The following is an 11,448-nucleotide window of genomic DNA, read 5'->3' on the forward strand; positions in this document are numbered from 1 at the left end:
TGCATCTGTGCCCATCGCCGGCGATGTGGCCGATCCCGCGGCCATCCAACGGCAGGCACAGGCAGTGCGAATATCGGCGCCCGCGCCCGTGTATCGCAGGATGAAGCGCCGCCCATTCACGTGCCGATGGGTCGCAACGCCCTACAACAGTTCGATCTCCGAGAACGAGGCCACGCTCGGGTGCGCCTGGCTGGCCTCGGCCTTCTCGCGGGTGTCGTCGTCGCGGGCGATCCAGCAGGTCTGCAGGCCGGCCTGTTTGGCGGCATCGAGTTCGCTGCCGGTATCCGAGATGAACAACAGCGCCGCCGGGTTTTCGCCGAGCGCCTGCGCGATCGCGGTGTAGCTGTCGGCATTCTTCTTGGCGCCCACGCGCCGGTCGAAGAAGCCGGAAAACAGCCCGGAGATATCGCCGGCGTCGCTATAGGCGAATAGCAGGCGCTGCGCCTCGGCGGGGGCGGCCGAGTAGGTGAGCAGGGTGCGATGGTCGTCGGCCCAGGATTGCAACGTGGCCACGGCATCGTCGTAGACGTGGCCGGTCAGTTCGAAGGCCTGGTAGGCATCCCGCCAGAGCAGATGACAGAGTGCCGCTACCGGGCCGGAATCGCGTTCGACCAGGCCGAATTCGGCCAGTTCGATCAGCCGCGGGACATCCACCTCGGGTTCGCCGGCCGCCTGGGCCAGCGCTTCGAGCGTTTCGGCCACGTCCGGGCGCTCGGCATGGCGCTCGATCCAGGGCCCGAGATGCGCCTCGGCGTAGGGAATGAGCACGTCGCGGGTGAACGCCGCATCGCTGACGGTGCCTTCGATATCCACGATGATGGCGACGACTTCCGGGCTGAGTTCTTCCAGGCGCACGACCGGTTCCGGCGAAGGGGCGAGGCCGGCATGCTATCCCGCGTGGCCGGCCCCGCCAAGCGATCGCCTGGCGCGGCGTTATGCTTTCGCGCTGGGACGGGCCGAAACACGGTCGTGCCAGGCCGCCAGATGCGGCCGATCGCCCACGCGCACGTCGATGACACGGGCGAAATCGATCGCCGCCAGCGCGGTGATATCGGCCACTGTGTAGTCGTCGCCGGCAACATGTGGCTGCGTAGCCAGGTGCTGGTCGAGAAAATCGAACATCCGCAGCGCGGCCTGGGCGCGATCGGCGCCGTAATCGGGAAAAACCGCCTCGCGATCGGAGAAATGGCCGGTCGTATGCCGGAAAGCCATCGCCACCGGCAACAGCAGATGCAATTCCATGCGCCGGTTCCACATCTCGATCATGGCCTGCGATTCGGCCGAGTCGCCCATCAACGGCGGCTCCGGATGGGTGATCTCGAAGTAACGACAGATCGCCATCGATTCCGACAGGCACTGGCCATCGTCGAATTCGAGCACCGGCACGCCGCCCATCGGGTTCTTGGCCTTGAAATGCGCCGACAGGTTATCGCCGGCCGCCAGGTCGAGTTGTTCGATCTCGAACTCTGCCAGGTCGATGTTCTTCTCCGCCAGAAAGATACGCAGCCGGCGCGGATTGGGGGCCTGACGTGTTTCATAGAGCTTCATGGGCTTGTCCTCGTATGTTGCGAATGCGCTGTCCGCCGACCATGCCCCGCCGACAAGACATTGGCAATACGTTGGCGTATGCTCGAAATTTTGACAACAACGCGTGTCAGATATGAGTGACGATCCGATCCAGCACAAGCGCATGGCGATAACGGGGGCGGGCAGCGGCCTCGGTCGTGCGCTGGCACTGCGTTATGCGCGGGCCGGCTGGCGCGTGGCGGTGACCGACATCCAGACCGGGCGTGCGCGCCGTGTCGCCGGCGAGGTCAACGATGCCGGCGGCCAGGCCATGGCCCAGACCCTGGATACACGGCGCGACGCCGATTTCGCGCAACTCATGGCACGGCTCGACACCGAATGGGGCGGAGTGGATGTGTTCGTCAACAACGCGGGCGTGGCCGCGTCCGGCACGGTCGCCGATACGCCGCAGGCGGACTGGGACTGGATCGTCGATATCAACCTGATGGGGGTGGTGCGCGGTTGCCGGGCGGCGCTCCCGGCGCTTCGCGCCTCACGTGGGCATATCGTGAATACGGCGTCGTTTGCCGCCATCGCCAACGCACCGGGCATGGCGTCCTACAATGTGACCAAGGCGGGCGTGTTGTCGTTGTCGGAAACCCTGCGTGCCGAGGAACGCGGTCACGGCGTGGGCGTGACCGTGGCCTGTCCGGCGTTCTTTGCCACCAACCTGATGGAGTCGTTTCGCAGCACCACGCCCGGGCGCGACGCGCTGGTGGCGAAACTCATGGCCCGCTCCGGCGTGACCGCCGACGACGTGGCCGATCAGATCTTCGACGCTGTGGCCAGGCGGCGTTTCCTGGTGCTGACGCATCGCGACACGCGATGGCAATATCGATTGAAGCGGCTGCAGCCGGAATGGTTCTTCCGCGCTGTGGAGAAAATGGCGCGCTCGATGCTCAAACCACATAGCGGAGAAGCAACATGAGTCACGATCGTATCCTCATCTACGGTGCCTATGGCTACACCGGCGAATTGATCGCCCGGCAGGCTGTATCCGAAGGGCTGTCGCCGGTACTGTCGGGCCGCAATGCGGCCAGGGTCGCGGCGCTGGCGCAATCGCTCGGGCTCGACGCCCGCCCGTTCGATCTCGAGGGCGATACCGTGGCCGGTCAGCTCGCCGACATCAATGTCGTGCTGCATTGCGCCGGGCCGTTCGTCGATACGGCGCCGGCGATGGTCGCGGCCTGTATCGCGACCGGCACCCACTACCTCGACATCACCGGCGAGATCGAGGTGTTCGAGCATGTCTTCGGCCGCGATGCCGATGCGCGCGAAACCGGCGCGGTATTGTGTCCGGGCGCCGGCTTCGATGTGGTGCCGACCGATTGTCTCGCCGCCGCCCTTGCCGAGTCGTTGCCCGACGCCACCGAACTCGCGCTCGGTTTCGAGTCACGCTCGGGCCTGTCGCCGGGCACTGCGAAGACAAGCGTCGAAGGGTTGGCCGGCGGTGGCCGCGTGCGTCGCAACGGCCGGATCGTGAAGGTGGCGCTCGCGGCCGATGTACGCGAGATCGACTTCGGGGACGGGCCCAAGCACGCCATGACCATCCCCTGGGGCGATGTATCCACCGCTTATTATTCGACGCGTATCCCGAGCATCGCGGTGTATATGCCGATGTCGCCCGGCCGTATTCGGCAGGTCAGGTGGCTGAACTGGGCGCGCCCGTTACTCGGGCTGTCGCCGGTGAAGAATTTTCTCAAGGCGCGGGCCGGCCGCGTGCACGGTCCGGATGCCGCGACCCGGGCGCGGCATGGCACCCGGGTCTGGGGCGAAGTGCGTAATGCAAGCGGCGAGGTTCGCGTGGGCCGGCTACAGGTGGCCAATGGTTACGATGTCACCGTCCACGCGAGTCTGGCGCTGGCGCGCCGATTGCTGACCGACGCGCCGGAGGGCGGTGCCTATACGCCTTCCAAGCTCGCGGGCTCGGCTTTCGTGGAAACCCTGCCGGGCAGCGGGCGGATCGCCATCACGAACGAATAACCGGCGTGCGGTGCCCCGCCGGACGGCGGGGCGCTGTCTCGATATCGAAATAGGCCGCCAGTACGGCATACAGATCGGGATGGGCGCCGGCCAGGGCCTCGCCGCGCTGGAAGAAGGCCTCCACGGCCTGGGCGAAGAACGCATCCAGCGCGATGTCCTCGTCCAGCGGCAGCAGATTGGAGCCGGTCTCGCGCAGGCGCCGCCATTGCTGTGCCAGTGCATCGCCCCAGGTCAGTCCGCCGGCGACCACGGTGGTGGGGACGGCGAAATCATGCAGCCGTGCGATTTGACGCACGATGGGATTTTGCGGCCCGCCATTCAGGGCAGCGACCACCGCCGGCCACGACACATGCAGCCTCAGCGTTCGCCAGCTGTCGCCCGTCGCCATTTCGCCGAGATCTTCCAGCAGGCCGTTTGTCGGTGGCCCCGACCATTCGCTGTCGATATCGTCATGCACGACGATCTCGGTGGGCAAACGCGTCTGGCTGGGCTGGGCGCCGAGACAGAGCATGCCCACCTGGCCGGCCAGCGCCAGCCGCTGGTCGGCGCTCAGTGTGCGCCCCGAGTCGGCGATCAGGTCGATATCGCGCAGCACACGCGCGGTGCGACGCTGCAGGCGGACCAGGCGCCGGGCGTCGAGGCGGCGGGTCCAGGGCATCAATCGGCCCAGGCGGCGCCGCTCGGCCGCCGATAGCGCCGGATGCCGGCGCGCCCAGCCCGGGCCGAGAATCAACAGCGCCGCGCCGGCCAGTGCGCCGGCCGCCACCAGCAGGCTCGTGAACAGGTTCATGCCATCGCCCCGGCCACAGCGGCGATCATCACGTCTGTACGAAGAGGCTGTGGCCGATACACGAGCGAGAAATACGGGGCTTGCGAGATGATTCTACAAAACATCTTGGCCACCGTGATATGCAAGGGTTGTCTCGTCCATCGATGCATGGGCGTGACCGGACAACGGCGCCTGTTGCCGTTCCACGCGCCGGCGCGTGGACGGGTGTCTAACCCGTGGCCGACGGCTCGTTGGCCACGCCGTGCGGTACGTGGCCGGCTGCCATCAGGCCGGAGGCCGGGCCGATGTGGGTGGCCTGATCGTCGAAGAAGATGTCGGCGCCGAAGGCCTGCAGGAACTGGGCCTTGGCCATCCCGCCCAGAAACAGCGCCTCATCGATGCGGATATGCCAGGCGCGCAGGGTGCGAATCACGCGCTCGTGCGCCGGGGCGCTGCGCGAAGTCACCAGGGCGGTGCGGATCGGGCAATCATCGGGATCGAATTCGCTCTGAATATGCGTCAGCGCTTCGAGAAAAGCCTTGAACGGCCCGCCCGGCAGCGGGCGGGCGGCGGCCGCGGATTCGGCCTCGGTGAAGGCGGCCAGTCCGTGTTGCTTGAAGATGCGCTCGGCTTCGTCGGAGAACAGCACGGCATCGCCGTCGAAGGCGATCTTGAGCACGCCTTCGCCAGCGGCACGGGAATGGCCCGGCACGATCGTGGCCGCCGCGCACCCGGCCGCCAGGGCAGCCCGTACGTCGTCCGGGTCGGCGGATAGAAAAAGATCGGCACCGAAGGCCGAGACGTAACGCCAGGGCGAGTCGCCGCTGGTAAAGGCCGCCCGGCTGATCGGCAGATCGTGATGGGCGATGGAATTGAACACCCGCAGGCCGGTATCCGCACTGTTGCGCGACAGCAGGATCACCTCCACGCGCTCACGGTCGGCATCGTTGAGCGCCAACAGCTTGCGCACCAGCCCGAAGGCGACGCCGGGCTCGAGCACATCTTCCTCGTGCTCGATCTGGTAGCTGCAATACGCCTCTCGGCCCTCGGTCTCGAAGACGGCATGGCTGGCTTCCAGGTCGAACAGGGCCCGCGAGGAAATGCCGATGACGAGTTTGCCGGATCGGGTAGGCATGTCGTCCAGTCTAGTGCCTGTGGCCGTTTTGCACGAGACCGCGCCGAACGGCGCCTCAGAGCTCAGTCGCCGGCCGAGGCGCGGCCGCCCCCGGGGCGCTTGCCTGCCGCGATCTGTCGGGTGGCAACAAACTTGCGCTGGCGACCTTGGAGCCCAAGTTCGCGGCCGAAGAGGATCGGCGCGGCCTGGCCGGCCGATCCTCTTGCCGGCTCAGCTGCCGGTATCGGCGCTGGCCGATTCATCGTTGACGGTTGCCTCCGAGCGCAGGCTTTCGATGGTTTTGGCGCCGATGCCATTGACACGACTCAGCTGGCCGAGGCTGTCGTAATCGCCATTGGCCTGGCGATCCTTGACAATGGCCTGGGCCTTGACGCTGCCGATGCCGTCGAGTGTCTGCAGTTGATCGACCGTGGCGGTATTGACGTTGACCACCGCCAGCGCCGTGGTGGCGTAGAGCAGCGAACCGGCGATCGCGGCAAAAATGAATTTCCTCATCATTCCTCCTGAACGGTGTTGGTTACGCGGGATACTGGAAACTAGGCGCATTGGCACGAGGCGCGCAAGCCCATGCCACCCAATGGCTGTGGCATCGTGAGAATAAATGTTTGATTCGCCGTATAATTCGATTTTTGGTAAAACTTTTTACCGCCTGCTGTTGCGTGGACTTGAGCGCAGCTGGCCAGGAGCGACAGGTTGCGGCACCGAGTCGGTATGATCAGATCGGCATGATTGAACCAATGACGAGGACGGGCTTCGTGACAAAGCGCAAGATCGATTGCTGGCTGACCGATATGGACGGCGTGCTCGTGCACGAGAACAAGGCGCTGCCGGGCGCCGCCGACCTGATCAACCAGTGGCGGGCCAGTGACATCCGGTTTCTGGTGTTGACCAACAACTCCATCTATACCCCGCGCGACCTGGCGGCTCGATTGGCGCGCAACGGCATCGAGGTGCCGGAGGACCAGATCTGGACCTCGGCAATGGCCACGGCCGCGTTTCTGGCCGGGCAGGCGCCCCAGGGCTCGGCCTTCATCATCGGTGAGGCCGGTTTGACCACCGCGATGCACGAAGCCGGTTTCGTCATGACGGATACCAGCCCGGATTTCGTGGTCCTCGGTGAAACCCGCACCTATTCATTCGAGGCGATTACGAAAGCGATCCGCTTGATCAACAACGGCGCGCGCTTCATCGCCACCAATCCGGACGTGACCGGGCCGAGCGCGGAGGGTGTGCTGCCCGCGACCGGCGCGGTCGCGGCGTTGATCACCGCTGCCACCACGCGCGAGCCCTACTACGTCGGCAAGCCCAATCCGATGATGTTCCGTTCGGCAATGAACAAGCTCGGCGCGCATTCCGAGCGCACCGGCATGATCGGCGATCGCATGGATACCGATGTCGTCGCCGGCATCGAGGCCGGGCTGCATACGATCCTGGTGCTGTCGGGCATTGCCAGCCGCGACGATGTCGATCGCTATCCGTTCCGGCCCGCGGCCATTCTCGACTCCGTTCAGGATCTGCTCGAGGAGCACAGCGCCCGCCACGACGACAGCGCCGAAACGGGCGGCAGGAACGCACCGTGACGGCCGCGATCGTGTCAATATGAGACCGGTCGAACCCGGTTCTCTGGCGGCACCCCGAAACCGCAACGGGCCGTGGACCGGCGCGTGCCGATGGCGTTTGCGGTTCGCGGTGGCCCGCAGCCAACGACAAGGATGATCATGATCCGACGACTGGCTTTCACGCCCGCGGCGATCACGCTCGGGCTGATGATGACCCAGGCCAGCACGGCCGAGGCTTCCGATCCCGACGCCGCGGGTATGCGGCTGTCCGCCGCTCAGCGAATCTTCGATACCGGCAATCTCGACACCCGCGTGAGCGCTTGTCAGGACCTCGACACGTTCGTGAACGCGACGTGGGTAGCCGCGAATCCGATCCCGGACGATCACACCCGCTGGGGGTCGTTCAACATGCTGGCCGAGAAGAGCCTCGACGATCAGCACCGCATCGTCGAACAGGCCGCGGCCCGGGCCGACAAGGCCCCGCCCGGCTCGATCGAGGCCAGGATCGGACATCTCTATCAGTCCGGCATGAATACCCGCGCCATCGACAACGCCGGCTACCAGCCGATCGAGGCGCGCCTGAAGCGGATCGCGGCCATCGACAGTCGCCCGGCGCTCAGCCGCTATCTCAGCCGGGCGTTCGCCGCGGGCCAGGGCCAGGTGTTCGAACTCGGTGCCAGCCCCGATTACCGGAACGCGACCCGGATCATCGCCTATGTCGATCAGGCGGGGCTCGGTCTGCCGACGCCGAGGTACTACACCGACAAGGCCTACGCCGATCAGCGCGCCGCCTATGTCGATTACATGACCACGCTGTTCAGGCGGGTCGGGGAATCCGACGATCGCGCCGCCGCGGATGCCCGCGAGGCCATGGCCCTGGAAACCGATCTGGCCCGGCACTCGTTGTCGCGCGTGGCGATGCGCGATCCGCAGAACCAGTATCATTTCGTAACGCTGGCCGAGGCCAACCGGACCACGCCGAATTTCGACTGGAAGGCCTTCTTCGCCGCGCAGGGGGCTGACATCAAGCGGGGCTTTTCCCTGTCGCAGCCCCGCTTCTTCAAGCAATTCGACAAGCTGCTCGGCAATGCGCCGCTCGATCGATGGCGCGCCTATCTGCGCTTCCATGTGATCGACGATGCCGCGCCCCTGCTGTCGCGGCCCTTCAACGACGCCCACTTCGCGTTCTACGGCAGCACGCTCAATGGCCAGCCCGAGCAGCAGGCGCGCTGGAAGCAGACGCTGGCCGCGGTCAATCAGGCCATGGGCCCGGCGCTGGGTCAGCTGTATGTCGCCCGATACTTCCCGCCGCAAGCCAAGGCGCGCGCCCGGCAGATGGTGCACAACATCCGCGCGGCGCTGAAAACACGCATCCGGAACAACGACTGGATGAGCGACACAACCCGGCAGAAAGCCCTCGACAAGTGGTCGAAATTCCTGCCCAAGATCGGCTATCCCGAGCACTGGCGTTCCTGGCAGGGGCTGTCGATCTCGGCCGACGATTTTTACGGCAACATGGCACGCGCGGCCAAGTTCAACCACGACTACGAAATGGCCTATGTCGGCGGCCCGCGGGATCGCCAGCGCTGGGGCATGACGCCGCAGACGGTCAATGCCTACTACAACCCCACCGACAACACCATCAACTTCCCGGCCGCCATTCTGCAGCCGCCGTTCTTCTATGCCCACGGCGACGACGCGGTCAACTATGGCGGCATCGGTGCCGTGATCGGACACGAGTCGAGCCACGGCTATGACGATCAGGGCCGTCAGTTCGACGGCGACGGCAACCAGGTCAACTGGTGGACCGAGGCCGATCGCAAGGCCTTCGAAGCCCGCGCGCAAAAGCTGGTGGATCAATTCAACCAGTACACGCCCATTCCGGACAAGCCTGAACTGCACGTCAACGGCCAGCTCACCCTGGGCGAGAACATCGCCGACCTGGTTGGGCTGACGCTGGCCTACGATGCCCTGCAGAGCGCGCTGGCCCATCACCCGAACCAGGCGCGCATGAAGATCCACGGGTATACCCAGGCACAACGCTTTTTCATGTCCTGGGCCCGGGTCTGGCGCGGTCACAGCCGGCCGAAGGCGCTTGAGGTGCAGCTCAACTCGGACCCGCATTCGCCGATGCGCTATCGTGCGATCGGGGCGCCGTCGAACATGCCGGCCTTCGCCCGCGCCTTCGATTGCAAGCCGGGCGACCGCATGGTCCGGCCGAAGGATCAACGCGTCGAGATCTGGTAAACGGCGCTGGGCGCGGAGCCGGGCCGGGGGCGTCGATCGTGGCGTTGATTCGAAGGCGCTCGCCGCCAGCGCGTTCAGCGGGTGGCACGCAGGACAGCATGGCGGGATAATCGGTGCGTGACGCCGTCCGGCGGCACGGGCGGCGACCCGATGCAACCGTGGTCGGCCCGTATCACGGCACGAACCCGCGGCGGGATACACTCGGCGCCCGTTCACGACGGACATCCTGGCGGGTGCCCGGCATTGATCGCGATGGCCGCGCCCGCCGCTTACGTTAGTCTCAGGCATGCTCGATATTACTCAGATCATCTCGGACTACGGCCCGTGGGCCATTTTCCTGCTCGTGCTGATCGAGGACTTCGGCATTCCCGTGCCCGGCGAAACCGCGCTCATCTCCGCCGCCCTGCTGGCGTCCCAGGGCAAGTTGCCGATCGAGCTGCTGCTGCCCGCCGCCTGGCTGGGCGCGGTGATCGGCGATAACATCGGCTATGCGATCGGTCGCTTCGGCGGGCGGCGGGTCGTGTTGCGCCATGGCGCCCGCGTCGGCATCACGGAGGCCAGGCTGGCCCGCATCGAGCGGTTCTTCCAGCGCCGGGGCGGCGCCATCGTGATCGTGGCCCGTTTCTTTGTCGGCCTGCGCCAGCTCAACGGCATCGTGGCCGGCATCGGCTGCATGGCCGCGCCGCGTTTCGCCCTCTACAACGCCATCGGGGCCGCGCTTTGGGTCGGCGCCTGGGGCTTCGGCACCTACTGGTTCGGCAAGCATTTCGAGCAGGCACTGGCGCATTTCGGGCCGATCGGCCTGTATTCCGCGGCCGGTGTCACCACCGTCGTCGTGTTGATCTACCTGTTCTGGCGGTTCGTCTATCGCAGCCGTCCCCAGGGCTCGAACAATTCATGAGGCGGGCGCGATGCCGCCCGCCCGCGCTGTCTACGACCAAAAATCAACAGGCATGGGACCGGTTCCGGGATAGGATGCGGCGCGTTGCACCGCCGTCGCGCGCCGGCTCGATGGCCCGCTTTTCTTCATCTTCGAGGGGCTTCAATGCGCGATACATTGTTCGATGTGGTCGGCAAGCTGGCGTTGATCACCGGCTCCTCACGCGGACTCGGCGCCGAACTGGCACGCGGCCTGGCCGACCGCGGCGCGCGCGTGATCCTGCACGGGCGCGATCCACACAAGCTGGCCGCCGCCGCCGAGCGGCTCGCCGGTGAGACCGGTGCGGACGTGGCCCACGTGGCCTTCGATGTCACCGATGCGAGCGCCGTGAAACAGGCGATCGTCGAGGTGATCACCGCCCATGGCCTGCCCAATATTCTGGTCAACAACGCCGGCCTGCAGAAACGCGCGCCCTTCGCCGAGTTCGAGCCGGCCGACTGGGATGCAGTCGTGGCGACCAATCTGTCGAGCGCGTTCTATGTGGCCCACGCCCTGGCCGGGCCGATGAGCGAACGCGGCTCGGGCAAGATCGTGAATCTCGGGTCGGTGCAATCGAAGCTGGCGCGCGAGACGATCGCGCCCTATTCGGCCTCAAAGGGTGGCGTGGCCATGCTCACCCAGGGCATGGCGGCGGATCTGGCCCGCTACAACATCCAGGTCAACTGCATCTCGCCGGGCTACTTCCAGACCGACATGAACACCGCGCTCTGGCAGGACGCCGACTTCGATGCCTGGATCAGGAAACGCACCCCGGCCGCGCGCTGGGGTCGGCTCGACGAACTGATTGGCACGCTGGTCTATTTGTGTTCAAACGCCTCGGACTTCGTATCCGGGCAGAACATCTTCGTCGACGGCGGCATGACCTCGGTGGTTTGATGCCGTGCGGCGGCGCCCGGGCCCGGGGATCCCGCCGCGACGACACGCGCTTACCGCCCGCAGACAAAAAAATACCCGGCGCCGGGGCCGGGTATCTTCACACGCCTTCGGCCGATGCAGCCGCTTAGCGGATGGTATGCGTGCCTGCCGCCGTCTGCGCCGCGACCGGCGTCTGATGGGGGGTGCTCGGCATCTGGGCCAGTTCGGCGGCCAGGATCGGCATCATCATGGAGGCGGCAACCAGGCCGGTGACCACAAGGCTGTTCACGATGTTCACCTTGAAGTTGTTCATCATCAATGCTCCTCAATAACCAGAAGAATGTTCGGTGAGCCAGCGGTTGAGCGGGCCCACGGCGATCTTCGGCATCCGCAT

The 11,448-nt window shown here is 66.0% G+C and carries 12 protein-coding genes; 6 read left to right on the forward strand and 6 right to left on the reverse strand.

Annotated features, from left to right (window positions below):
- Positions 1–141 precede the first annotated feature (141 nt).
- Complete coding sequence (mtnC, locus tag ACS8YF_RS03645) at positions 142–855, reverse strand: acireductone synthase (RefSeq protein ID WP_440848862.1); 714 nt, start codon at positions 853–855, stop codon at positions 142–144.
- 78 nt (positions 856–933) lie between these two features.
- Positions 934–1,548 carry a glutathione S-transferase family protein gene (locus tag ACS8YF_RS03650; protein WP_440848863.1) on the reverse strand — a complete coding sequence of 205 codons (615 nt, stop codon included), beginning with the start codon at positions 1,546–1,548 and terminating at the stop codon, positions 934–936.
- Between the two features lie 112 nt (positions 1,549–1,660).
- On the opposite strand from ACS8YF_RS03650, the gene ACS8YF_RS03655 reads away from it, so the two are divergent.
- Together ACS8YF_RS03655 and ACS8YF_RS03660 are read left to right on the forward strand one after the other, a co-directional pair.
- Positions 1,661–2,494 carry an SDR family oxidoreductase gene (locus ACS8YF_RS03655; RefSeq protein ID WP_440848864.1) on the forward strand — a complete coding sequence of 278 codons (834 nt, stop codon included), beginning with the start codon at positions 1,661–1,663 and terminating at the stop codon, positions 2,492–2,494.
- A complete protein-coding gene (locus tag ACS8YF_RS03660) occupies positions 2,491–3,549 on the forward strand; it encodes a saccharopine dehydrogenase family protein (protein WP_440848865.1) in 1,059 nt (352 codons plus the stop codon). Before ACS8YF_RS03655 ends, ACS8YF_RS03660 begins: the two co-directional genes overlap by 4 nt.
- On the opposite strand, the gene ACS8YF_RS03665 is transcribed toward ACS8YF_RS03660, so the two are convergent.
- From ACS8YF_RS03665 to ACS8YF_RS03675, 3 genes are all read right to left on the reverse strand, one after another.
- Positions 3,536–4,339 (reverse strand): zinc-dependent peptidase, encoded by an 804-nt coding sequence (locus ACS8YF_RS03665; RefSeq protein ID WP_440848866.1) that lies wholly within the window; start codon positions 4,337–4,339, stop codon positions 3,536–3,538. The genes ACS8YF_RS03660 and ACS8YF_RS03665 overlap by 14 nt on opposite strands.
- Before the next feature lie 208 nt (positions 4,340–4,547).
- Positions 4,548–5,453, reverse strand: a complete 906-nt coding sequence (locus tag ACS8YF_RS03670; protein WP_109993174.1) for a 5'-nucleotidase — start codon at positions 5,451–5,453, stop codon at positions 4,548–4,550.
- Positions 5,454–5,663: 210 nt separating this feature from the next.
- Complete coding sequence (locus tag ACS8YF_RS03675) at positions 5,664–5,948, reverse strand: ComEA family DNA-binding protein (protein ID WP_440848867.1); 285 nt, start codon at positions 5,946–5,948, stop codon at positions 5,664–5,666.
- A gap of 296 nt (positions 5,949–6,244) precedes the next feature.
- Between ACS8YF_RS03675 and ACS8YF_RS03680 the strand changes: the two genes are divergently transcribed.
- The 4 genes from ACS8YF_RS03680 to ACS8YF_RS03695 all read left to right on the forward strand — a co-directional run bounded on the left by ACS8YF_RS03680 (position 6,245) and on the right by ACS8YF_RS03695 (position 11,075).
- Positions 6,245–7,033, forward strand: a complete 789-nt coding sequence (locus ACS8YF_RS03680; RefSeq protein WP_440848951.1) for an HAD-IIA family hydrolase — start codon at positions 6,245–6,247, stop codon at positions 7,031–7,033.
- 138 nt (positions 7,034–7,171) lie between these two features.
- A complete protein-coding gene (locus ACS8YF_RS03685; RefSeq protein WP_440848868.1) occupies positions 7,172–9,259 on the forward strand; it encodes a M13 family metallopeptidase in 2,088 nt (695 codons plus the stop codon).
- 286 nt (positions 9,260–9,545) lie between these two features.
- Complete coding sequence (locus ACS8YF_RS03690; RefSeq protein WP_440848869.1) at positions 9,546–10,160, forward strand: DedA family protein; 615 nt, start codon at positions 9,546–9,548, stop codon at positions 10,158–10,160.
- A 144-nt stretch (positions 10,161–10,304) separates the two neighbouring features.
- A complete protein-coding gene (locus ACS8YF_RS03695; protein ID WP_440848870.1) occupies positions 10,305–11,075 on the forward strand; it encodes an SDR family oxidoreductase in 771 nt (256 codons plus the stop codon).
- A 124-nt stretch (positions 11,076–11,199) separates the two neighbouring features.
- Here the strand turns inward: ACS8YF_RS03695 and ACS8YF_RS03700 are convergent, their stop codons facing one another.
- On the reverse strand, positions 11,200–11,367 hold the full coding sequence (locus ACS8YF_RS03700; protein ID WP_440848871.1) for a hypothetical protein: 168 nt from the start codon (positions 11,365–11,367) through the stop codon (positions 11,200–11,202).
- Between the last annotated feature and the right edge of the window lie 81 nt (positions 11,368–11,448).

The sequence above is a fragment of the Salinisphaera sp. SWV1 genome (assembly GCF_052044155.1).
Lineage (GTDB): Bacteria > Pseudomonadota > Gammaproteobacteria > Nevskiales > Salinisphaeraceae > Salinisphaera.